The following is a 23,614-nucleotide window of genomic DNA, read 5'->3' on the forward strand; positions in this document are numbered from 1 at the left end:
GTGTCCAACGGAGTCCATGTGAAACGTCCCCTGCATTTATTCAAGTCCCTGGCGCTGGCGCTGTGTCTGGCGGGGGCGCTGGCCGGCTGCAGCAAGCAGCTGTTCGCCCAACTGAGCGAGGCCGATGCCAACGACATGCTGGCGGTGCTGCTGGAAGCCAATATCGACGCGGCCAAGAGTTCGCCGGACGACGGCAAGAGCTGGCTGATCAGCGTGGCCGACGACGATTTCGCGCGCGCCATGCAAGCCTTGCACGCGCACGGCCTGCCGCACGCGAAGTACACCAATCTTGGCGAGATGTTCAAGAAGGACGGCCTGATTTCCACGCCCACCGAGGAGCGCGTGCGCTTCATCTTTGGCGTTTCGCAGCAGCTGTCGCGCACCCTCAACGATATCGATGGCGTGGCGCTGGCGCACGTCGAGATCGCGCTGCCCAACAACGATCCGCTGTCCAGCGTGGTGAAGCCGCCAAGCGCGTCGGTGTTCATCAAATACCGCGCCGATACCGACGTCGCCTCGCTGGTGCCGGGCATTAAGAACCTGGTGGTGCACAGCGTCGAAGGCCTGAGCTACGACAACGTCAGCGTGGTGATGGTGCCGGGCGCGGCGGCCGCGCCCGTGCAAGCGGCGCCGGCGCGCCTGCCGCGCGTCTGGTTATGGGGCGGGGCGGCCGCACTGCTGGCGCTCACGCTGGGTGGCGCGGTCCTGATGTTGCGCCGCCGTGGTCATACGCTGGCCACCTGCCTGGCGGCCGCAAGACGCCGCCTGCCGGCGCGCAATCGGGGGAGCGCGTGATGATGGCGAGCGCATGCGCGGAGCCGGCCTTGCTGCCGGTGTCGCAACTGGCGGCGCTGCTGCAAGCCTACCAGCATCAGCTGATGCGGCTGGACAGTCACGTCGATCCCGGCTGGCGCGATAGCGCCGACCTTGGCGCGCTGGAGCGCAATGTGCTGTTGCGCGCGCGCCTGGGCCTGGCGCCGGTGGCGCCGGCCGCGTTCACGCCGCCTGCCCACCGGCTGGCGCTGCTGGAAAAACCGCAGCTGCTGCAAGTGCTGGCGGCGCGCGCGCTGTACGCGCACCGGGTGACGCTGTGCCGCTGCGTGGACGGCGCCGTTCTGGCCCGTCTGCGCGGGCTGGTCGGTGCGCACGCGCTGTCGGCCTTGCGCGACGCGGGCGCGGACGCCGATGGCGAACATCACGCCGTCGCGGGGCTGCCGGGCCACCTCACGTTGCAAGACTGGGCGATGGACGGCTACCGCCTGTTTGACCGCGATGGCGCATGGAGCGAACCCAGCCTGCGCCGCCTGATCCAGCTTGCCCTGCCGGCCGGCGGCGGCGACGCACATGGCGCCCCCAACGGCGACAGCGCGGACCTGATCGCGCTGTTGCCCACATTGTTCCCGGAGCTGACATGGTTATTTGGTTGAGAGGCGAGCGCAGTCCGCTGGGCCTGGATCAGGACGTGGTGCGCCGCGAAGCGCTGGCGCAGGTGCTGGAGCTCGATCAGGGCTGGCAGGCCATCGAACAGCGCGGCGCCGCCTTGCTGGCCGAGGCGCGGGCGCAGGCGGACGCGCTGGTGGCGCAGGCAGAGGCGCGTGCCGCCGCCATCGTGGCCGACGCCGAGCGCCGCGTGGCCGGCAGCACCCGCCTGGGTTATGCCGCCGGCCGCCAGCAGGGGCTGGACGCGGTGCACGCGCAGATGCAGGCGCGGGCGCGCGACGACCGCGCCGTCCTGCTGGCGATGCGCGAACGGCTAGCCGAGGTGGTGTTCCGCGCCGTGCAGCGCCTGCTGGCGCGCGCGCCGCATCATGGCCTGTACCAGCGCGCCGCCGAGATGGTGAGCGCCGAGCTCGACCAGGCCTCCTTCCTGACCGTGACCGTGCATCCGGGCGAGGCGGCCCAGGTCCGCAAGCTGTTCAACGTCGCCGGCTTGCCGTTGCGGCCGACGATCATCGAGGACGCGGCTGCGGGCGAGGGCGCCTGCCTGTGCGAGTGGGACTACGGCGTGCTGGACGCCGGCTTGCCATCGCAACTGGCGGCGCTGCGCAAATCGCTGCGGCAGGCGCTGGACGCCGCCGCCGGCCAAGCCCATGCCCCCGAGCCCGCCGACGGAGCCGCGCCATGAGCGCGCACGCCGGCCACGCCGGGGACTGCACCACGGCGCTGCACGCGCTGGCCGACGCCATCGACGCGGCGGTCGGCCGCCAGCCCACCAGCATCCGCGTCGGCAAGGTGGTGGAGGTGACCGGCACGCTGCTGCGGGTGGGCGGCCTGGCGGTCCAGCTGGGCGAGCTGTGCGACCTGCGCCAGCCCGACGGCAGCCTGCTGCAACAAGCCGAGGTGGTCGGGTTCAACCGCAACCAGGCCGTGCTGGCCCCGTACGGCAGCGTCGAGGGCCTGTGCCGCCAGACCCGCGTGACCGGCCATGGCCGGCCGCTGGCGGTCGGCGTCGGCCCCGGCATGCTGGGGCGCGTGGTCGATGGCCTGGGCCGCGCTATCGACGGCGCCGGGCCGCTGGTCTGCGAGGCGCGGGTGAGCATCCAGGCCGCCGCCCCCAATCCGATGACGCGGCGCCTGATCGAGACGCCGCTGCCCACCGGCGTGCGGCTGATCGACGGCCTGGCCACGCTGGCCGAGGGCCAGCGCATGGGCGTGTTCGCGCCGGCCGGCGTCGGCAAGAGCACCTTGCTCGGCATGCTGGCGCGCGGCACCGCCAGCGACATCAATGTGATCGTCCTGATCGGCGAGCGCGGCCGCGAGGTGCGCGAGTTCATCGAGATGGTGCTGGGACCCGAGGGGATGGCGCGCAGCGTGGTGGTGTGCGCCACCTCGGACCGTTCCTCGATCGAGCGCGCCAAGGCCGCCCATGTCGGCACCGCCATCGCCGAGTATTTCCGCGACCGCGGCCTGCGCGTGCTGCTGATGATGGATTCGCTGACCCGCTTCGCCCGCGCCCAGCGCGAGATCGGCCTGGCGGCGGGCGAGCCGCCGGCCCGGCGCGGCTTCCCGCCTTCGGTGTTCGCCGAGCTGCCGCGCCTGCTGGAACGGGCCGGCATGGGCGAGCGCGGCTCGATCACCGCCCTGTACACGGTGCTGGCCGAGGACGACAGCGGCGGCGACCCGGTCAGCGAGGAGGTGCGCGGCATCCTGGACGGCCACCTGCTGCTGTCACGCAAGATCGCCGCCCGCAACCAGTATCCGGCCATCGACGTGCTGGGCAGCCTGAGCCGGGTGATGAGCCAGGTGGTGGCGCCCGAACACCAGCGCCAGGCCGGCCGCGTGCGCGCGCTGATGGCCAAGTATGACGAGGTCGAGACCCTGCTGCAAATCGGCGAGTACCAGCCGGGCGCCGACCCGCTGGCCGACGAGGCCATCGCCCGCCGCGACGAGATCGCCGCCTTCCTGAACCAGCGCACCGACGAATGCGTCGGCGCCGGCGACACCCTGCGGCAGCTGGCCGCCATCGCCCGATGACGCCGGCCGAACTGCGCGCCTGGCGCACCCTGCTGGGCGTCAAGCAGCGCGCCATCGACCGGCTGCGGCGCACCCTGGCCGGGCAGCGCGCGGCGCTGGCGGCGGCCGAGGCCGACGTCGACGCGTGCGCCGGTCAATTGCGGCGCGGCGGCGCGGCGCTGGAGGAGCACGCGGCGCGGCAGGCGCAACTGCTGGCCGGCCCCGGCCTGTCGCCGCTGCTGTACCTCGACTACGAGGCCTGGCGCGGCCGCCTGGTCGAACAGCAAGCGGCCGCGCAAGCGGCATTCAATGCCGCAGAGCAAATAGTTTTGGACAAACAGCGGCTAATTGGGCAAACTTTGCGGGAAATCGGCGGCGTCAGCGCCCAGCGCGACGGCATTGCCGCCCGCCTGGCCGCCGGCGCCCTGGCCGTCGATCTGGCGCAGCAGGACGCCCAGGACGAGGAGTCCGGCGAAACCAGCGTGGCGCGCCTGCTGGCGCGGCGCCGCCAGGCGCAGGCGGAGGCGGCATGAACGAGCTCGATACCGTGGCCACGCTGTGGCGCGCGCACGATGGCTTGCACACGCTGCTGATGCTGATGGCCTTGTGCAGCATCCGCCTGCTGGTGGTGTTCGTGGTGTTGCCGGCCACCTCGGACCAGGTGCTGTCGGGCGGCACCCGCAACGGCGTGGTGTACGTGATCAGCCTGTTCATCGCGGCCGGCCAGCCGGCCGACACGCTGAGCCGGCTCGATGCCATGACGGCGCTGATCATCGTCGGCAAGGAAATGTTTATCGGCCTGGTGATAGGCTACGCCGCCTCGGCGGTATTTTGGGTGGCGCAAAGTGTAGGGGTGGTGATCGATAATATGGCAGGGTTTAACAATGTTCAGACCAGCAATCCGCTGCGCGGGGAGCAAAGCACGCCGATATCCAACGTGCTGATCCAGCTGGCGATCGTGCTGTTCTATGTGGCCGGCGGCATGCTGTTCCTGCTGGCCACGGTGTTCGAGTCGTTCCGCTGGTGGCCGCTAACGGCAACGCTGCCGTCGCTGGACGGCGTGGCGCAGACTTTCCTGATCAGCCGGGTCGACAGCGTCGCCGCCGCCACCGTCAAGCTGGCCGCGCCGGTGATGCTGGTGCTGGTGCTGATCGACCTGGCGTTCGGGCTGGTGGCCAAGGCCGCCGACAAGCTGGAGCCGATGTCGCTCAGCCAGCCGGTGCGCGGCGCGGTGGCCCTGCTGATGCTGGTGCTGCTGACCGGCGCCTTCATCGAGCAGGTCAAGCCGGAGTTCACCTTCCAGCACTTCCAGGCGTTCATCCAGCACGGCGTGTTGGGGACGGCGCGATGAGGCGCGCCATGTTGGCGCGCTGGGCGCTGGCCGCCTGCCTGTGCGGCGCGCCCGCGCCGGCGTGGGCGGCCGCTCCGCACGAGACCCCGGTGCATGCCGAGTTGATGGAGATCGTCGCCCAGTACCAGCAGGACCGCCCGGCCGCCATCCGGCGTTTGCAGGCGCTGCAGGACCACATGCCGGCCGGCGCCACCTTCGACGACCGCAGCAAGACCCTCAACACCCTGATCAATTTCTACCTCGACAGCGGCGACGCGCGGGCGCGCCGCTACGTCGATGAACTGGCCGCGCTGGGCGAGCGCCAGCAAGACCTGGAGAGCACGCTGTGGGCGCAGAACTACCGCGGCCGCGTGCTGACGCTGCTGGACGCCAAGCCGGCCGAGGGCGCGCGCGTGATCGAGGCGGCGCTGGAGCGGGCCGCCGGCGTGAGCCACCGGCTGGCCGGCGCGCTGCACGACAGCGCCGCCATGTGCTACGAGGAGCAAAGCGACTTCAAGAGCGCCCTGCGGCACCAGCAGGCCGCGCTGGCCCTGCTGGACGGCCATGGCGAGCGCGACCAGTTCCACCGCGCGGTCGCGCTGAACAATATCAGCGCGCTGTACAACCAGATGGGCGATCCGCGCCAGGCGCTCGACTACAACCGTCAGGCGCAGACGGTGGCGGAAAGCCAGCACGCGCAAGCCATGCTGGCCGAGCTGGCCTTCGGCCGCTGCGACCTGTACGGCAAGCTCAAGCAACCGGAGCAGGCCGCCACCGCCTGCCAGCAAAGCCTGGCGATGGCGCGGCGGGTGGGCGACCGCCGGCTCGAGGCATCCGTGCTGAGTCTGCTCGGCAACCGGGCCTGGCAGCAGGGACGCTATCCGGAGTGCCTGCGCTACGCCGAGGCCGCGCTGGCGCTGCGCCAGGACAGCCCGGCCGACGCCGCCAGCGCCCGCACCGACCTCGGCCTGTGCCACATCGGCACCGGCGCGGTGCAGCAGGGCGAGGGCGAGATCCGCGCCGCGCTGGCCTTGTACCGCGCCGGCAACGATGACCAGGCCCTGCTGGAGACGCTGGACGCGCTGGTCACGGCCTACGAACGCAACGGCCTGTACCGCGAGGCCTTCGGCGCGCTGCGCGAACTGACCAGCCGCCAGGAGGAGGTGGCGCAGCGCAACCTCGACCGCGCCACGCTGAAAATGCGCTCCGAGCTCGAATTCACCGCGCGCCAGAAGGAGATCGCCGCGCTGCAGGAAAAGAACCAGCTGCAGGCGGCCGAGCTGACCAACGAAAAGCTGGAGCTGGCGGTGGGCGTGCTGGTGGCGCTGCTGGTGGCGGTGGTCGGCTTCTTCAAGCTGCGCGAGAAGGAGCGCTCGCGGCGCCAGGCGCAGCTGGAAAACCACAAGAAATCGCGTTTCGTGGCCGAGGCCGCGCACGACCTGCGCCAGCCGATGCAGGCCATCGGCAACCTGCTGGGCGCGGCCGCCCACGCCATCGGCCGCGGCGATATCGGCAAGAGCAGCGAGTTGATCGACACGGCGCAGAAGGCCACCAATGTGATGCGCTCGTCGTTCAACGCCGTGCTGGAGCTGTCGCGGCTGGAGTGCGGCGCCATCACCGCCGAGTACAGCAGTTTCGACCTGGCCGAGCTGGTGAGCGAGACCGTGTTCGCGCTGCGCCCGCTGAGCGAGGCGCGCAGCGTCAGCATCCGCTTGCGGCTGCGCGCCGGCCGGCCGCTGATCGTGCGCAGCGACCGCCAGTTGCTGGGCCGCGTGCTGAGCAACCTGCTGACCAACGCCATCAAGTACAGCGAGCCGGCGCGGCCGGGCGGCGCGGCGGTGGTGGTGGGCGTGGTGGCGCTCGGCTGCCACTGCCGGGTGGACATCGTCGACAACGGCGTCGGCATCGCGCCCGAACTGCAGCAGAAGATCTTCAAGCCATTCTTCCAGGCCGACAACCCGGGCCGCGACCGCGAGCGCGGCATCGGCCTCGGCCTGACCATCGTCGACTCCATCCTGGGCCTGCTCGAGCGCCATACGCTGAGCCTGCGCTCGACGCCCGGCGCCGGCAGCCGCTTCCTGGTGCGCGTGCCGGTGGCCGGCGAACACGAGCCGGTGACGCCGGCCCTGGCGGCCGCGCCGGCGACCTCGCCCGACGACGTGGCCGGCCTGTACCTGCTTTACGTCGAGGACGACCGCCTGGTGCGGCGCTCGACCGAGGCGCTGCTGCGCGAATACCGGGTGCTGTGCGAGGCGGCCGCCTCGCTGGCCGAGCTGGAGGCGCTGCTGCCGGGGCTGGAGCGCATGCCTGACCTGGTGTTGACCGACTACACGCTGCCGGCCGGCCGCACGGCGCGCGACGTGGTCAGGGCGGTGCGCGAGGAATTCGACGCCAGCCTGCCGGTCATCGTGCTGACCGGCGAGAGCGAGGCCTTGACGCTGGACGGCGAGCTGGAGGGCGCCACCATCCTGCGCAAACCGGTGGACGCGGCGACCCTGCTGGCGCGCATCCGCGCGCTGTGCGGCTGAGCGTGCCGGCGCGGCGCATCGTGCCCGGCGGACGCCGTCCGTGGGCCGGGCTGCTGGCCGGGCTGGCGCTCGGGCTGACGCTGTCGCTGGCCCAGCCCGGCGCCCGGGCCGGCGCCCCGCTGGACGCCGAGCTGGAACGCATCCAGGCGCTGGCCCAGACCGACCGCGCGGCCGCCATCGCCCAGCTGCAGGCGCTGCGCGACCGGCTGCCGGCCAACGCCAGCGCGGACCAGCGTTTCCGCATGCTGTCGCTGCTGATCGCGTATTACGGCGAAAGCGGCGACGTGCGGGCGCGCCGCTACATCGACGAGATGGCGGCGCTGGGCGAGCGCCAGCACGACCGCGAAATGACGCTGTGGGCGCAAAACTACCGGGCGCGCGCGCTGGCCCTGTTCGACGCCCGCCCGGCCGAGGGCGCGCGCCTGCTGGAGGAGGCGCTGGAGCGGGCCGCCGGCGCCGACCTCTCGCTGCTGACCGCGCTGCACGACAGCGCCGCCACCTGCTACGCCGAATTGAACGATTACAAGCGCGCGCTGTTCCACCACAAGGCCATGCTGGGCGTGCTGCAGGGGCAGGGCGACGACGTGGCCTTCCTGCGCTGCCAGGCGCTGAGCAACATCAGCGCGATCTACAGCCAGATGGGCGACCAGCGCCAGGCCCTCGATTACAACCAGCAGGCCGTGTCCATCGCCCGGTCCCAGCACGCGCAGGCTATGCTGGCGTCGCTGGCCCATGGACGCTGCGAGATCTACGGCAAGCTCGGCGACGCGGCCCAGGCCGACCGCGCCTGCCAGCAAGGGCTGGCGATGGCGCGCCAGGTGGGCGATCCGGCGCTGGAGGCGGCCTTGTTCAGCACCCTGGCCAGGTCCGCCTGGGAAGGCGGCCGCTACGCCGACTGTTTGCGCTACGCCAGGACGGAACTGGCGCAGCGCGAGCGCGGCGGCAACCGCATGGACATCGCGCGCGCCCAGGCCGACCTGGGCCTGTGCCACATCGGCCTTGGCGCGCTGCGCCAGGGCGAGGACGAGCTCGGCGCCGCGCTGGCGGTGTACCGCGCCGGCAAGGAGGCGCAGGAGCTGACCGACACCCTCGGCGCGCTGGTGACGGCCTACGAGCGGGCCGGCCTGTTCCGCGAGGCCCACACCACCTTGCGCGAACTGGGCGCGCGCAAGGCCGAGCTGGCGCAGCACAAGCTGGACCGCGCCACGCTGGCGATGCGCTCCGAGTTCGAATTCGCCGCGCGCCAGAAGGAGATCGTGGCGCTGAAGGAAAGCAACCGCCTGCAGGAGGCCGCGCTGACCCGCGACCGGCTGATCCTGGCGCTGGGGGTGCTGGCGACACTGCTGGTGGCGGCGGTCGGCTTCTTCAAGCTGCGCGAGAAGGAGCGCGCGCGCCGCCTGGCCCTGCGGGCAAATCACGAGAAATCGCGCTTCGTGGCCGAGGCCGCGCATGACCTGCGCCAGCCGATGCAGGCCATCGGCAACCTGCTGGGCGCGGCCGCGCACGCGCTTGGCCGTGGCGATGCGCAACGCGGCGGCGAGCTGATCGGCACGGCGCAGAAGGCCACCCATGTGATGCGCTCGTCGTTCAACGCGGTGCTGGAATTGTCGCGGCTGGAGTGCGGCGCCATCACCGCCGAGTACAGCAGCTTCGACCTGGCCGAGGTGGTGAGCGAAACCGTGTTCGCGCTGCGCCCGCTGAGCGAGGCGCGCGGCGTGGCCATGCGGCTGCGGCTGCGCGGCCAGCGCCGCCTGATCGTGCGCAGCGACCGCCAGCTGCTGGGCCGTGTGCTGGGCAACCTGCTGACCAACGCCATCAAGTATGGCGAGCCGGCGCGGGCCGACGGGGCGGTGGTGCTGGTGTCGGTGCTGGCCTTGGGGCGCCATTGCCGGGTCGACATCGTCGACAATGGCGTCGGCATCGCGCCGGAGTTGCAGCGGCAGATCTTCAAGCCGTTCTTCCAAGCCGACAACCCGGGCCGCGACCGCGAGCGCGGCATCGGCCTCGGCCTGGCGATCGTCGATTCCATCCTCGGCCTGCTGGCCTGCCACAGTCTGGAGCTGCGCTCGGCGCCCGGCCGCGGCAGCCGTTTCCGTCTGCGGGTGCCGCTGGCGGCGGCCGGCGAAGCGGTGGCGCCGGCGCTGGCGGCCGCGCCGGCGGCCTCGCCGGACGAGGTGGCCGGCCTGTATCTGCTGTACGTCGAGGACGACCGCCTGGTGCGGCGCTCGACCGAGGCGCTGCTGCGCGAATACCGGGTGCTGTGCGAGGCGGCCGCCTCGCTGGCCGAGCTGGAGGTCTTGCTGCCGGGACTGGAACGCATGCCCGACCTGGTGCTGACCGACTACACGCTGCCGGCCGGCCGCACGGCGCGCGACGTGGTCAGGGCGGTGCGCGAGGAATTCGGCGCCAGCCTGCCGGTCATCGTGCTGACCGGCGAGAGCCAGGCCTTGACGCTCGATGGCGAGCTGGCGGGCGCCATCGTGCTGCGCAAGCCGGTGGACGCGGCGGCGCTGCTGGCGCACATCCGCTCGCTGTGCGGCTAGCGGCCGCCGCCCGCCTTGGTCCCGGCCTCGGCCCCGGCCGGCAGCGGCGGCACGATCACGCCGCGGCGCGACACCTCGACCAGCAGCTCGGTGCGGCGCGTGACCTGGAAGATGCGGAACAGCTTGGGTACGTAGTCCTTGCGGATGGTGCCTTCCTCGACCTGCATCTTGCTGGCGATGGCCTTGTTGGGCAGGCCCTGGCACAGGTAGTACAGCACCTCCAGGCAGCGCCCGGACACCCCGAGCGACTGCGCCGGCACGCTGGGGCGCGGCGTCACCGCCGGCGCGCTGAAGCCGTCGCGCGCCATGGCCGTCACCGGCACGAAGATGCCGCCCTGGAACACGGTGTCCAGCGCGCGCTGGAACAGGCCGTCGCTGCTCATGTCCTTGGGGATGTAGCCGCAGGCGCCGGCGTTCAGGCAGTCGAGCACCAGCTGGCGCTCGGCCGAGCCCGAGAGCATGATGGCGCGCGTCTCGATCTGCCGCTGGCGCAGGTAGTGCAGCAGGTCCAGCCCGGTCTTCTCGGATTTCAGGTCGAAATCGATGAAGGCCAGGTCGACCCGCCCGGCCTCCAGTTGCGTCACCGCGTCCTCGTAGGAGGCCGCCTCCAGGATGCGGGCCCGCGGCTGCGCGATGCGTATCAGCTCGCGCATGCCGGCCCGCACCAGGCCCTGGTCTTCCAGCACCAGGATCGTCAATTGTGCTGCGTCCGTCATCAGTTCTCCATATAGCCCGTCCATCCGGCGGCGTGAATATAGCATTAGAAACGTTTCTGTGGCGCACTACTTCGCTATCGTGCGGGCTTGCCCATCCGTCAATTGTCGGGTCGTCAACCCGACATCTGGCCGGGCGCCGCCCGACATCTGCGGGATCGTCAGCGCGGCGGCGCTCTGACACCATGTCTGCATGCCAACGACGGTGCGCCGTCGCGGCACCGACCCTACCACGATGAGGTGACGCCCATGTTTCAGATTTACTTTGCGCTGATATCCGCCCAAACCCACAGCGATGACATGCCGTCGTACGCGCGCGCCATGCGGGACGGCGACTTCGGCGGCGCGCGCCAGCATGCCCAGCGCCTGGCCGGCGCCGACCACGGCGCGGCCGACGCGCCGGCGCTGCAGGCGCTGGCCGACGCCGCCCTGTTGCTGGGCCACGAGGAGGACGCCGAGGAACATTACCGCCGCGCGCAGAAGCTGCTGCGCCTGTCGAACGACGAGCTGCGCGTGCTGTCCTGCCGCAACGCCGGCTGGCAGGCGCTCAGCCTGCACCGCTACAGCGCCGCCATGCACTGCTTCTCGCGCAACGCCCAGGACGGCGCCGCCGGCGCGGCTCAAAAGCTCGAGGCGGTGCTGGGCGTGGCGCTGATCCACCACCAACTGGGGCAGCAGGCCGCCTGCGACGAGGCGCTGCGCCACGCGCGCGAGCTGGCCGGCGGGGAGCCGGACGGCCGCTGGGCGCTGCTGGCCGACCTGCTGGCCCTGGACTGCGCGGTGCAGCTGCGGATCCGCTGCTCGGCCGGCCTGCGCGACCATGTGTTCTGGCAGTCGGCCGCCGCGCGCGGCGATCACCACGCCCAGTGGCAGCGCCTGGCCAACAGCATGGCGGCCAGCGACGCCCGCCGGCCGGCGCCGGAATTGCTGGCGCAGCGCCACGCCCACCTGGCCCTGCTGCTGCGCCTGGCCGACGGCGAGCGCGACGCGGCCGGCGCGCTGGCCAGCCAGGTCGAGCGTTCGCGCCGCTGGAATTGCGTGTCGTACGCCGGCTCGGTGCAGGTCGAGATCGCGCTGGCCGCGCTGGCCGGCGAGCAGGTCGACCTGGCCGAGCAGGCCCTGCAACGCGGCCAGCGCGCCGACCCGCGCGCCCACCGCTGGAGCCTGGACCAGCGCTACTGCCAGGCGAAGATCGCCATGTTGAAGGGCAACAGCGCCGACGCGCTGCGCTTCTACGCCGGCTACACCGGCGAGGCGCTGCAATGCCTGCGCATGGAAACCCAGGTCATCAAGGCGCTGGACGGCGTGGTGCGCGAGGCGGCAGGGCCGGCCAGCGACGACATCAGCGCGCGCCTGCCGGCCAAGTACCGCCGCGCCTACCGCTACCTGGTCGACAACTACCGCAACAACGACCTCAGCACCGGCGAGGTGGCGGCCCACATCGGCGTGACCGAGCGGGCCTTGCAGATGGCGTTCCGCGAGCGGCTCGGCATGTCGCCCACCGCCGTGCTGCGGCGCCTGCGGCTGGACGCGGTGCGCGCCGAGCTGCTGACCGCCGACGGCGCCGCCGACGGCATCCTGCGCACCGCCAACCGCGCCGGCCTGAAGAGCCGTTCGTCGCTGATCCGCGGCTACCGCAAGCAGTTCAACGAGGCGCCATCGGCCAGCGTTTGCCGCTAAGCCCTTTACCACAGGAAGACCATGAATCGTTTCTTACCCGCCAGCGGCATGCTGCTGGCGGCCTGGCTGGCCTGCGCGCCGGCCCAGGCCAACCAGGCGGACAGCCCATCGCCGCGCGCCGCCGCCCACCGCATCCCGTGGCAGAGCGGCAGCATCAAATACGTGGCCGACCACAAGGATGTGAAGGAGATCCTGCGCGAGCTGGCCGCCAGCCAGAACGTGCTGGCGTCGATCTCGCCGCAGGTCGAGGGCAACGTCACCGGCAGCTTCAACGAGCCGCCGCAGCGCCTGCTCGAACACCTGGCCGCCTCGTTCGGCTTTGTCTGGTATTACGACGGCACCGTGCTGTACATCGCCGGCGCCAACGAGGCGCGCAGCACCTCGATCGGCCTGGCCCACGCCAGGACGGCCGACCTGCGCAGCGCGGTCGCCCGCCTGCGCATCGCCGATCCGCGCTTCGCCATCGTCTACGACGACCAGACCAACACGGTGCTGGTGTCGGGGCCGCCGCGCTACGTCGAGCTGATCGGCGAGCTGGCGCGCAAGATCGACGTCGACCATCAGCAGAAGCGGGCGCTGGAGGTGCGCGTGTTCCCGCTCAAGTACGCCTGGGCCACCGACCATCCGCTGCGGGTGGGCGGCCAGCAGATCACCATCGTCGGCGTGGCCAACATCCTGCGCAGCATGTACCAGAGGAGCGCCGTGGCGGCGCCGTCGCCGGTGCCGGCGCCCGCCGGCGTGGCGCGGGTCGGCAGCGTGACGCAGAAGAACGAGCCGGCCCCGGCCAATAGTTTCTGGAGCGCGGCGCTGCCCGGCCTGGGCGGCGGCGACAACGCCGCGCGCAAGCCGCCGCTGCCGTCCGGCGCACAGGCCGGCGGCGCCGACAGCGGGTGGCCGCCGCCGGCCGCCGCGCAGGCGGGCGCGGCCGGCATGGCCGACGACGACGGCCCCACCATCCAGCCCGACCCGCGCACCAACGCCATCCTGGTGCGCGACCTGCCGGAGAAGATGGCGGCCTACGAGCGCCTGATCGCCGAGCTGGACACCCGGCCCAAGGTGCTGGAGATCAGCGCCAGCATCATCGACATCACCGAGAACGCGCTGGAGCAGCTGGGCGTGGACTGGCGCCTGCACAGCAGCCACGTCGACTTCCAGAGCGGCGACGGCAACTCGGCGCAAGCCAGCTATCCGGGCTCGCTCAACGGCAGCAGCGCCACCACGCCCGCAGGCGGCACCCTGACGGCGGTGGTGGGCGGCGCCGGCCGCTACCTGCTGAGCCGCATCAGCGCGCTGGAGCAGGGCAGCGAGGCGCGCGTCACGGCCAGTCCCAAGGTGGCGACCCTGAACAACGTGGAGGCGGTGATGGACAACAAGACCACCTTCTACGTGCCGGTGGCTGGCTACCAGTCGTCCGACCTGTACAGCGTGTCGGCCGGCACCTCGCTGCGGGTGCTGCCGATGGTGGTGCCGGCGGGCGACCCGGCCGCCGACGGCCAGATCCGGCTCACCATCCACATCGAGGACGGTCAGCTGACCGGCCAGCAGGTGGGGCAGTTGCCGGTGGTGAGCAACAGCGAGATCGACACCGAGGCCTTGATCCGCAACGGCGAGAGCCTGCTGATCGCCGGCTACGCGGTGGAGCAGAGCAGCAAGCAGAACACCGACGTGCCGCTGCTGTCGCGCCTGCCCGTGCTGGGCGCGCTGTTCCGCAACAAGCAGGACCAGCAGCAGAAGTTCCAGCGCCTGTTCCTGCTGACGCCGCGCATCGTCACGCCGCAATAGGCGGCCGGCCGCCGCCGCGCTTCGCGGCGGCGGCGATCTCTTCGCCTGGCGCCTCAGCGGCGCCGGCCCGGTCCCCCAGACTGTACGTGAACGCGGCGCCGCGCCCGTGCGCGGCGCCCCACCTTTTCGAGGAGCACTCACATGAGCAACATCGGCAACATCTTCCGCAGCATGCAGCGTCCCGTTGATCCGGTTCATACCAACGACAGCGGTTCCACCTCCGGCAGCCGGCCATCGCCGCCGCCGTCGCCGCGCGGGCGCGGCGGCAGCGTGCCGCCGCAACTGTCCGGCCTGGGGCCGCGGCTGCAGCGCACGCCGCTGCGGAACGAGGACGCCGGCTCGGACGACGAATTCTTCGACGCCGCCGACCATTTCGAGCCGGAGCAGACGCCGCCGCCCGAGCAGCCGGCCGCGCCGCCGCGCATGGCCGGCTCGGCGCGCCAGGCGACGGTGGCCGACGTGGCCCACACCATGCCGCACCCGGCGCGCAAGCGCGAATCGACCCAGATTTCCAGCTTCTTCACCCGCACGCAGGTCAAGCCGGGGCGGGGCATGCACCTGCCCAGCTCTGGCTCGACGCTGGCGCCGGCGCCGGCCGCCCAGCGCGGCGCCCCCAGCGCGCCGCCGGCCGGCAAGCCGCTCGACAAGGGTATCCTCAACAGCGACCACAAGAAAATGCAGAAAACCATGCGCACGGCGGTGACGCAGATCGCCCCCGAGCTGCCCAAGCCGGCCATGAGCGACCGCCCGGCCGAGAGCCTGGCGGCGTTGCACGACGCCGGCGCCATGCGCGAGCACGTCGCCGGGTTGTTCGGGGCGGGGCCGCACGCGCTGGGTTCGCAGGTGGCCGGCGACACCCTGACCACCGCGCTGCACGCGGCGCTGGAACACCCGGCCCCGCATCCCGGCGCCGGGCCGGTGGACACGCCCGACCTGTCCTTCCCCTACAGCCAGCACCTGATGGTGGCCGAACACCTGGCCCAGGCCTGCGGCGGCAACGCCCTGCACGCGGCGGAGGCGCTGGAGGTGCTGAGTTCGGCCCCGCACATGGAGCAGATGCTGCAAGGCCTGGCCAGCGGCCGGCTGGCCGGGCCGCAGCTGGACGCCTTGCGCGCCGCCACCGGGCTGGCGCAGACGGCGCCGGGCTTCCGCGCCCTGATGACGATGATGCAGCCGCCCATGGCGCCCGAGCGCCAGGCCGGCTTCCAGCGCCTGCTGACCGCGGTCGACAAGGTGGCGCGGGAGGGCGCGGCCACCCACGGCGCCAGCGCGCTGTCCGGCGCCGCCAGCCGCGCGGCGCTCAAGGTGGGCGGCCGCCACGCGCAGACCACGCTGGCCGAGACCGTGCTGACCATCGAGATGCGCATCCACACCGCGCCGCACGTGGCCGGCGCCGCCAGCCCGTACGCGGCGCTGTCGCCGGCCGACAAGGGCGCGGTGTTCGCGTGGAAGAACGGTTTCCGCGACAGCGGCCCGGGCACCGAGCTGTCCAAGGTGCAGGGCCGGCTGGCCAAGATGGGCAAATACGTGGCGCGCGCGGCCAAGCACGAGCGCAACGCCTCGGTCGCGTTCAACGCCAAGAATCCGCTCAAGAACGGCAAGTTCGTCAAGGCGCGCGCGAAGATGGTGGCGGCCAGCGTCAACCAGGTGTTCGGCAAGAAGAAGTCGCCGCTGACGCCATTCCGGGCGATGGGCGTCAACAACGCCGGCCAGGGCCACCCGGACGACAACATCACCAAGCTCGATAGCACCGTCGCCACCGCCATGAGCGAGCTCAGCGCGCACCTCGAGGCGCAGTTGCCGGCGGCCGGCACGCCGGCGCACGCCGACATGGTGCGCAACCTGGCCGCGCCGCGCCAGCCGCTGCCGCCGCAACTGGAACAGGTGGCGCTGATGAACTATGTGCAGCGCGCGATGGAACACACGCGCCCGCTCGGTCACGAGCTGGGCAAGGAAGCCCTGATGCAGGTGGCGATCGACATCGCCGACCACCACGGCACGCCGGACGCCACCGCCGCCATCGCCGCCAAGCTGTCGGCCTGGGAGGGCAAGAGCATCACCTTGCAGCACCTGAAGCAGTGGGCCGGCGCCAGCGGCCTGGCGGAAATGCAGCCGGCGCCGGCCGGCGCCGTGACCGCGCAGCAGGAAACCAACTTCGGCAAGGCGCTGCGCCAGGCCAGCACCATCGACGACCCGGCCACCGACCGTCCGCGCGACATGACGCCCGAGGGCGCCCACCAGTACGTGCGCACCTTCGTGCAGGAGCACACCTGGGGCGGCGTGGTGACGGCGGCCAGCGGCGGCACGGCGGGTTTCAACTTCGCGCCGCTGTCGGTGCCGATCAAGAAACTGTCCGGCGCGCTGACCAAGGCGCTGACCGGGGTCAAGGCCTCGGTGGCGCCGGTGGCCGACGTGCGCGGCACCGGCGCCCGCGCCGCCGTGCTCAGCGTCGGCACCAGCCACCACGGCGGCGAGCTGTTCGTCGGCACCCAGAGGCAGTATGCCGGCGCCTTTGGCGGCGGCATGACGGCCTCGGTGCGCAAGGGCCTGGGCAAGCTGTTCAGCGTGCAGGGCGGCGGCCAGGGCACGGTGACCCCGCTGGCCGGCGACAAGAGCTACACGCGCGGCGTGATGGTGCGTACCTCGCGGCCGGAAAACCTGGATGGCCAGACCTTCAACAGCGCCCGCGCGCGCGACGAGCTGACCCAGTTCGTCGACGCCATGTTCACCATGGCCAAGGGCGAGGGCGGCGGCAATTTGTCGCCGGCGGCGACGTGGGAAAAACTCGCCAGCGAATTCCTCGAGAGCGACACCCTGTCGATCGGCTGGCAGCACCAGACCGGCGAGACGCTGCGCCACACCGCCGCCGCCTCCGTCAACGCCCGGGCCAGCGTGGTGGCGCACGACGATCCATTCGAGACCGTCGGCGCCGGCGTGAGCGCCGGTGTCAGCGTCGACTGGGCCTCGGCCGCCAACAACAAGCGCACCGAGTCCACCGGCAACGTGCGCATGGTGCGCAACAACCACCTGTCGCGCCTGCAGGTCAACGGCACGCTGGGGATGACCACCACCGCGCCGTCCATCCCGGTCGAGGACGGCAAGGGCGAGATGGTCACGCCGCCCGGCGGCGGCGAGGCCAGGGAGGTGGGCGCCGACCCGACCTCGGAGGCGCTCAACATGATCACGCCGCTGGCGGCGCGCCAGGCCAACTACAGCCTGGTGGACCAGGGCATGAACGTCACCTTCCGCAGCGTGATCGAGGCCGGGCGCCTGTCGGAGACCTACACGCTGCGCGAGGTCGAGCACCGCGACGCCCAGCACTTCAAGGCCTTGCTGACGGAGCCGAGCCGCCAGGCCCAGTTCGAGAAGGTGTTCGAGGCGGTGCACGGGCCGGCCGAGGCCAAGCACGAGCTGGACAAGTTCGTCGCCAAGCTCGACAACTGGGCCGGCCCGGGCCAGCACTACACCTTGCGCTCGCGCCTGCGCGCCGACGTGCGCAAGGGCCTGGACGAGAGCGCGGCGCTGGCCTCGGCGATCCACCGCCGCGACCCGCACGACCCGCGCCTGAAGGAATTGTCGGCCCACATGATGTCCAAGCTGAGCGACGAGAACTCGTGGGTGCCGATGCAGATCCAGGCCTTCGAGGCGCAGACCGCCAGCGACGTCGCCGGCCTGAACTTCGGTCTGGTGCTGACCGCCAACCACAGCGTCAGCAGCGACCGCGAGCTGTACGCCACCGCCGCGCCGCCCAATGTGGTGCGCGCCTGGGCCGCCGAGCCGCGCCCGCCGGCGCCCGAGCACGGCGCGGAGGGGGCCTGATGCGGCGGCCGGGCTTGGCACTGCGCGGCGGCGCCGTCGTCGTCGCGGCCGCCTGCGGCTGGCTGGCGCCGGCCGCGCGCGCCGACTGCTTCGACGAGGCGGCCGCCTACCAGCACGTCAACGCGACCGTGCTGCGGGCGATCGCCTGGCAGGAGTCGCGCGGGCGCGCCGACGCGCTGCACCACAACGCCAACGGCTCGCTGGATTACGGCCTGATGCAGATCAACTCGGCGCACAAGGCGGAGTTGCAGCGCTGGGGCATCGCGCCGGAACAGCTGATGGAACCCTGCGTGGGCGTCTACGTGGCGGCCTGGCATCTGCGCAAGATGATGCTCAAGTACGGCAACACCTGGGACGCGGTCGGCGCCTACCACTCGGAGACGCCGGCCCTGCGCGACAGTTACAAGGCGGCGATCCAGCGCATCGTCGCCGCCCATGCCGGCCCGCCGTAGGCGGCGCGCCGGCAGCGCTTCGGCCACCGGCGCGCCGCTTCGTTTTGGCGCGCGGCGGCCCGCGTCGTTGTTGTTAAGCTGAAAACCTGCCCGGCTCCGGCCGCGGGTGGTGGTGCGGAGCGTGACCCTCCTGCCGCAAGCAATTTTTTAAATTTCCGCTGAAAGGAATCCTTATGAGTTTCAAGAGTTTTTTCAAGCACCTGGGTCACGCGATAGAGCATGCGGCCAAGGATGTGGTGCACGGCGTCGAGAACGTCGGCAAGGACCTGGTGCACATGGGCGAGGCGGCCCTGCACGCGGTGGACGATCTGGCCCACCTCAAGTTCAAGGCCGCGTTGAACGACGCCGTCAGTTGCGCCAACTACGGCGTCAAGGCGATCACCGAGATGCCCAAGGCCGAGATGGAGGCGGCCTGCGACGCCACCACCGAGATGCACTTCAGTAAATCGCTGGACAAGATGGCGCAGAAGGTCAAGAACATCGGCGACAAGGTGGTGGACGCCGAGCGCCAGGTGGCGGACAAGGTGCTGACCGGCGTGGCGGATGGTATCGAGAGCACGGTCAAGGGCTCGATCGCCATGGCCAAGGACGTGGCGCACGGCGATTTCGGCAAGGCGCTGCACGACGGCATGGGCGCGGTGGGCGGCGCGCTGACGGTGGCGGCCGCGCTGACGCCCGAGGGCCTGGCGGCGGCGGCCGTGGTCGGCACCATGCAGGTGGGCCATATCGGCGGTGAAAAGCTGCAGAGTTTCGTCGGCGACGTGGTGGGCGGCCCGAAAGGCCTGCTCAAGCGCGCCGCCGAGAGCGGCGCCGGGCTGGCGGTCAACGAGGCGGTGACCAAGACCGGCGAGGCGCTCGGCAACGTGCCGGGCGCGAACAGCACCACGCTGATGGTGGCCGGCATGGCCGCGCCGCTGGCCGCCGACGCCTATGAAAGCCGGCGCGGCCGCGGTCGCGGCGCGGAGGCGCCGCACACCACCACGCGCGACGTGGTGACGCCGGACCAGCAGCACCCGAACAGCCAGGCGCCCGGCACCTCGCTGGCGCAGCAGCCGGAGGAGGGCGACGGCAAGCCGAACGCGCAGCGCAAGGACGATGCGCGCGACGACAAGGGCCACAACGGCGACCGCGCGCAGAACGCTTCGGACGTGGTGAGCAATCTGGCCTCGATGGGCGATGCGGCGTCGACCATTGCCGCCGCGCGCGCATCGTCGCTCGCCACCATGGCGGCGCAGGACGCCATCGCGGCGATCCAGAACGCCATCGCGCTGAACCAGGCCAAGAACCAGATCGAGGACGAGTTGGGCAAAGGCGTCAAGGCGCTGGCGCAGTAAGCGTAGTTGTTGTTTTGTTATCCGGGCCGGCGCTGGCGTCAGCGCTGGCCTTCCGCATCGCTGTTTATGGGAGATTCATCATGACTGTTGGTAGCATCAGCCATTCCTCGCCAATCAGCCCGGACCTGGCGGCCACCGCGCCGGGCACGGCGTCCAAGCCGGCCGGCAACGAGGCCGCCAAGCCCGGCGCGCGTCCGGCCATCAGCGGTCCGCTGGCCGGGCTGGCCTCCACCGGCCGTGCCGCCAAGCCGGCCGTTTCCGGTTCGGGCCCGCGGCCGCTGGGCATGGCGCCTCAGCGCCTGAAAATCGCCGGCCTGCAGAGCGGCGGCAAGGGCGCGGCCACCCGCGATGTCGGCACGCCGCCTGCGGCCGCGCACGCACCGGCGCCGGCGCCGGCCAGTTTTGGCGCCGCCAAGCCGGCGGCGGAGGCACCCCAGCCGGCGGCGCCGCACCACGCCGCGCCGGCCGCCGAGCACGACGGCGGTATCGCCGCCATGCGGGCCATGTCGCTGGAGACCATCGCGGCGCAAAACGCGCTGGCGCAAATCCAGAACCAGATCGCCCTCAACCAGTCCAAAAACTCGGTCAGGGAAGAGCTGGGGAAAGGCCTGAAAGCGCTCGCCCAGTAAGCCAGAGCGGCGAAAATAACCATAAAACAACGCGGAATTCACGAAAAAGCGCCGGGCGCACTATAATATTCGCTTCTTAGCACCGTTCTGCTCTTTTGCTGCCAGCCCAACCGGACTTTCTAATTTATGCAATACGTGTCTACCCGCGCCGCCTCGTCGGCCGCCGCTTCGTCTTCCCAACAATTTTCCGACATCCTGCTGGGCGGCCTGGCCGCTGATGGCGGCCTGTTCCTGCCGGCCGCCTACCCGCAAGTGACCGGCGCCGAGTTGGACGCCTGGCGCAAGCTGTCCTACGCCGAGCTGGCGTTCGAGATCCTCAGGAAGTTCGCGACCGATATCCCGGAAGCCGACCTGCGCGCGCTGACCGCCAAGACCTACACCAAGGAAGTCTATAAAAACGCCCGCAAGGACGAAAACGCCGCCGACATCACGCCGCTGCGCGTGCTGGAAGAGGGCAAGGACGGCAGCAAACTGGTGCTGCAGGCGCTGTCCAACGGTCCGACCCTGGCGTTCAAGGACATGGCCATGCAATTGCTGGGCAACCTGTTCGAGTACGCGCTGGCCAAGCAGAACGCGGAGCTGAACATCTTCGGCGCCACTTCGGGCGACACCGGCAGCGCCGCCGAATACGCGATGCGCGGCAAGAAGGGCATCCGCGTCTTCATGCTGTCGCCGCACAAAAAGATGAGCGCCTTCCAGACCGCGCAGATGTTCTCGCTGCAGGACCCGAACATCTTCAACATCGCCATCGAAGGCGTGTTCGATGACGCGCAGGACATGGTCAAGGCGGTCTCCAACGACCTCGAATTCAAGGCCAAACACAAGATCGGCACCGTCAACTCGATCAACTGGGCGCGCGTGGTGGCGCAGGTGGTGTACTACTTCCGCGGCTACCTGGCGGCGACCACCTCGAATGACCAGAAGGTATCGTTCACCGTCCCGTCGGGTAACTTCGGCAACATCTGCGCCGGCCATATCGCGCGCATGATGGGTCTTCCGATCGACAAGCTGGTGGCCGCCACCAACGAGAACGACGTGCTGGACGAATTCTTCCGCACCGGCGTGTATCGCGTGCGCAAGTCGTCCGAAACCTATCACACCAGCAGCCCGTCGATGGACATCTCCAAGGCGTCCAACTTCGAGCGCTTCGTCTACGAACTGGTGGGCCGCGACAGCGACCGCACTCGCGCGCTGTTCCATAAAGTGGAAACCCACGGCGGCTTCGACCTGTCCGGCAAACCGGGCAGCGATGGCGACGAATTCAAGCTGGTGGCCAAGTATGGCTTCAAGTCCGGCAAATCGACCCACGCCGACCGCGTGAACACCATCCGCGACGTGGCCGACGATTACGGCATCGTGATCGACACCCACACCGCCGACGGCATCAAGGTGGCGAAGGAAAACCTGGAGCCGGGCGTGACCATGATCGTGCTGGAAACCGCGCTGGCGGCCAAGTTCAACGAAACCATCCTGGAAGCGCTGGGCGAGGACGCCGAGCGCCCGGACGGCTTCGAGGACATCGAGGCGCTGCCGCAGAAGTTCGTCGTCATGAAGCCGGAAGTCGAGGCCATGAAGGCGTACATCGCCGCCAACACGGGCCTGTAATGAGCGAGCCGCGCAAGCCGATGCTGTCGGTCAGCGAGGCGCTGGCCTTCATGCTGGACGCTGTGCGTCCGGTGGCGGACAGCGAGGTGATCCCGACGCTGGCGGCCAACGGCCGTGTGCTGGCTGCGGCGCAGGTCTCCGGCATGGACGTGCCGGGCGCCGACAACACGCAGATGGACGGCTACGCCGTGCGCGCCGCCGATTGCGCCAGCGGCGAGGCCGCGCTCAAGGTATCGCAACGCATTCCGGCCGGCCATGTCGGCCAGCCTTTGCAGCCGGGGACCGCCGCGCGCATCTTCACCGGCGCCATGATCCCGCGGGGCGCGGACGCTGTGGTCATGCAGGAGCAGTGCGAATTGAATGGCGACGTGGTCACCGTGCGGCATGTGCCGAAGTCCGGCGAATGGATACGCCGCGCCGGCGAGGACATCACCAGCGGCAGCGTGATCCTGCCTTCCGGCACGCGCTTGCGCAGCCAGGAACTTGGTCTGGCCGCCTCGGTCGGCCTGGCGGAACTGCCGGTCAAGCGCAAGCTGCGCGTGGCCGTGTTCTTCACCGGCGACGAGTTGACCATGCCGGGCGAGCCGCTGGCGCCGGGCGCGATCTACAACTCCAACCGCTTCACGCTGCGCGCGCTGCTGGAAAACCTGGGCTGCGAGATCAGCGATTTCGGCATCGTGCCGGATACGCTGGAGGCCACGCGTTCGGTGCTGCGCGAATCGGCGCAGGGGCATGATTTGATTATCACCTCCGGCGGCGTGTCGGTGGGCGAGGAAGACCATATCAAACCGGCGGTGGAAGCCGAGGGCAAGCTGAATATGTGGCAGATCGCCGTCAAGCCGGGCAAGCCGCTGGCGTTTGGCGAAGTGCGGAACGCTTTCTTTATCGGCCTGCCGGGCAATCCCGTATCGAGCTTCGTGACCTTCCTGCTGTTCGTGCGGCCGTTCATCCTGCGCCTGCAAGGCGTGGAAGGAACGATTGCGCCGCGCGCCTACAGCATGCGCGCCGATTTCAGCTGGCCCAAGGCCGACAAGCGCAACGAATTCCTGCGCGTGCGCATCAACGACAACGGCGGCCTGGAACTGTTCCGCAACCAGAGTTCCGGCGTGCTGACCTCCACCGTGTGGGGCGACGGCGTGATCGATAATCCGCCAGGGACCACCATCGCCGCCGGCGACATGGTGCGCTTCATCCCGTTTAACGAATTACTGTATTGATGGCTATTACCGTAAAATTTTTCGCCAGCGTGCGTGAGGCCGTCGGTGCCTCCTCGGAATCGCTGGCCGTGCCGGCTGGCGTGGCGACTGTGGGCGCGCTGCGCGACCACCTGGCCGCGCGCGGCGAGAACTGGCGCCAGGCGCTGGGTCATCCGGCGCTGCGCATGGCTTGCAACCAGGTGATGTGCGGCGCCGATACCGCGCTGGCCGACGGCGCCGAAGTGGCGTTCTTCCCGCCGGTCACCGGCGGCTGATTACTTCTTCGCGTGCTTGCCCTGGTAGGCCTTGGCGACGTCCTCGCAGGCCGCACAGGCCATGGCGTTGCGGAAGCGGCGCCACGCGACGTAATTGAAAATACCGGCGGCGATCAGCGCCCACGCGGCGGCGCTGAGGTAATCCTCTTTCGCGGTCGAACCCTTGAACCATTCAACGGCGGCTAGAATGGCGAACAGCGGTATGGCCGCCATCAAGTAGCGCTTGATCCAGAATGTCGCACCCATCGTATCTCCCTTGTTTTGAATATGGACCT

At 70.6% G+C, this 23,614-nt stretch carries 19 protein-coding genes; 17 read left to right on the forward strand and 2 right to left on the reverse strand.

Going from position 1 to position 23,614, the window contains the following annotated elements:
- The first annotated feature begins 18 nt into the window (after positions 1 to 18).
- The 8 genes from sctJ to FHW83_RS17370 are packed head-to-tail and all read left to right on the forward strand — an operon-like array spanning position 19 to position 9,854.
- Entirely contained in the window at positions 19 to 795 is a 777-nt protein-coding gene (gene sctJ, locus FHW83_RS17335; RefSeq protein WP_373997228.1) for a type III secretion system inner membrane ring lipoprotein SctJ, read from the forward strand.
- Positions 795 to 1,427 carry a type III secretion protein HrpB4 gene (locus tag FHW83_RS17340; RefSeq protein WP_176647589.1) on the forward strand — a complete coding sequence of 211 codons (633 nt, stop codon included), beginning with the start codon at positions 795 to 797 and terminating at the stop codon, positions 1,425 to 1,427. Before sctJ ends, FHW83_RS17340 begins: the two co-directional genes overlap by 1 nt.
- Positions 1,412 to 2,125: a type III secretion system stator protein SctL gene (sctL, locus tag FHW83_RS17345; RefSeq protein WP_176647590.1), complete on the forward strand. Its 714-nt coding sequence runs from the start codon at positions 1,412 to 1,414 to the stop codon at positions 2,123 to 2,125. Before FHW83_RS17340 ends, sctL begins: the two co-directional genes overlap by 16 nt.
- Positions 2,122 to 3,474, forward strand: a complete 1,353-nt coding sequence (gene sctN / locus FHW83_RS17350; RefSeq protein WP_176647591.1) for a type III secretion system ATPase SctN — start codon at positions 2,122 to 2,124, stop codon at positions 3,472 to 3,474. Before sctL ends, sctN begins: the two co-directional genes overlap by 4 nt.
- Positions 3,471 to 3,986, forward strand: a complete 516-nt coding sequence (locus FHW83_RS17355; RefSeq protein ID WP_176647592.1) for a hypothetical protein — start codon at positions 3,471 to 3,473, stop codon at positions 3,984 to 3,986. The genes sctN and FHW83_RS17355 overlap by 4 nt, the downstream gene beginning before the upstream one ends.
- On the forward strand, positions 3,983 to 4,804 hold the full coding sequence (sctT, locus tag FHW83_RS17360; protein WP_176647593.1) for a type III secretion system export apparatus subunit SctT: 822 nt from the start codon (positions 3,983 to 3,985) through the stop codon (positions 4,802 to 4,804). Before FHW83_RS17355 ends, sctT begins: the two co-directional genes overlap by 4 nt.
- An 8-nt stretch (positions 4,805 to 4,812) precedes the next feature.
- Positions 4,813 to 7,311 carry an ATP-binding protein gene (locus tag FHW83_RS17365; protein WP_176647594.1) on the forward strand — a complete coding sequence of 833 codons (2,499 nt, stop codon included), beginning with the start codon at positions 4,813 to 4,815 and terminating at the stop codon, positions 7,309 to 7,311.
- Positions 7,302 to 9,854 (forward strand): hybrid sensor histidine kinase/response regulator, encoded by a 2,553-nt coding sequence (locus FHW83_RS17370; protein ID WP_176647595.1) that lies wholly within the window; start codon positions 7,302 to 7,304, stop codon positions 9,852 to 9,854. The genes FHW83_RS17365 and FHW83_RS17370 overlap by 10 nt, the downstream gene beginning before the upstream one ends.
- On the opposite strand, the gene FHW83_RS17375 is transcribed toward FHW83_RS17370, so the two are convergent.
- Positions 9,851 to 10,570 (reverse strand): response regulator transcription factor, encoded by a 720-nt coding sequence (locus FHW83_RS17375; protein ID WP_176647596.1) that lies wholly within the window; start codon positions 10,568 to 10,570, stop codon positions 9,851 to 9,853. The genes FHW83_RS17370 and FHW83_RS17375 overlap by 4 nt on opposite strands.
- A gap of 246 nt (positions 10,571 to 10,816) precedes the next feature.
- Between FHW83_RS17375 and FHW83_RS17380 the strand changes: the two genes are divergently transcribed.
- From FHW83_RS17380 to moaD, 9 genes are all read left to right on the forward strand, one after another.
- Positions 10,817 to 12,247: a helix-turn-helix domain-containing protein gene (locus FHW83_RS17380; RefSeq protein WP_176647597.1), complete on the forward strand. Its 1,431-nt coding sequence runs from the start codon at positions 10,817 to 10,819 to the stop codon at positions 12,245 to 12,247.
- Between the two features lie 21 nt (positions 12,248 to 12,268).
- On the forward strand, positions 12,269 to 14,029 hold the full coding sequence (sctC, locus tag FHW83_RS17385) for a type III secretion system outer membrane ring subunit SctC (RefSeq protein WP_229224234.1): 1,761 nt from the start codon (positions 12,269 to 12,271) through the stop codon (positions 14,027 to 14,029).
- Between the two features lie 141 nt (positions 14,030 to 14,170).
- Complete coding sequence (locus tag FHW83_RS17390) at positions 14,171 to 17,848, forward strand: hypothetical protein (protein WP_176647598.1); 3,678 nt, start codon at positions 14,171 to 14,173, stop codon at positions 17,846 to 17,848.
- Positions 17,848 to 18,300 carry a lytic transglycosylase domain-containing protein gene (locus FHW83_RS17395; protein WP_176647599.1) on the forward strand — a complete coding sequence of 151 codons (453 nt, stop codon included), beginning with the start codon at positions 17,848 to 17,850 and terminating at the stop codon, positions 18,298 to 18,300. The genes FHW83_RS17390 and FHW83_RS17395 overlap by 1 nt, the downstream gene beginning before the upstream one ends.
- Positions 18,301 to 18,473: 173 nt before the next feature.
- Entirely contained in the window at positions 18,474 to 19,634 is a 1,161-nt protein-coding gene (locus FHW83_RS17400) for a hypothetical protein (RefSeq protein ID WP_176647600.1), read from the forward strand.
- Between the two features lie 80 nt (positions 19,635 to 19,714).
- Positions 19,715 to 20,263 carry a hypothetical protein gene (locus tag FHW83_RS17405; RefSeq protein WP_176647601.1) on the forward strand — a complete coding sequence of 183 codons (549 nt, stop codon included), beginning with the start codon at positions 19,715 to 19,717 and terminating at the stop codon, positions 20,261 to 20,263.
- 126 nt (positions 20,264 to 20,389) lie between these two features.
- The gene (thrC, locus tag FHW83_RS17410; protein WP_176647602.1) at positions 20,390 to 21,868 is read left to right on the forward strand and encodes a threonine synthase; all 1,479 of its coding nucleotides are present in this window, start codon (positions 20,390 to 20,392) and stop codon (positions 21,866 to 21,868) included.
- On the forward strand, positions 21,868 to 23,085 hold the full coding sequence (gene glp / locus FHW83_RS17415) for a gephyrin-like molybdotransferase Glp (protein WP_176647603.1): 1,218 nt from the start codon (positions 21,868 to 21,870) through the stop codon (positions 23,083 to 23,085). Before thrC ends, glp begins: the two co-directional genes overlap by 1 nt.
- Positions 23,085 to 23,339 carry a molybdopterin converting factor subunit 1 gene (gene moaD, locus FHW83_RS17420; protein WP_176647604.1) on the forward strand — a complete coding sequence of 85 codons (255 nt, stop codon included), beginning with the start codon at positions 23,085 to 23,087 and terminating at the stop codon, positions 23,337 to 23,339. The genes glp and moaD overlap by 1 nt, the downstream gene beginning before the upstream one ends.
- Here the strand turns inward: moaD and FHW83_RS17425 are convergent, their stop codons facing one another.
- Positions 23,340 to 23,585, reverse strand: a complete 246-nt coding sequence (locus tag FHW83_RS17425; protein ID WP_176647605.1) for a hypothetical protein — start codon at positions 23,583 to 23,585, stop codon at positions 23,340 to 23,342. It abuts the gene before it with no gap.
- Between the last annotated feature and the right edge of the window lie 29 nt (positions 23,586 to 23,614).

This window comes from Duganella sp. SG902, assembly GCF_013376005.1.
Classification (GTDB): Bacteria; Pseudomonadota; Gammaproteobacteria; order Burkholderiales; family Burkholderiaceae_D; genus Rugamonas.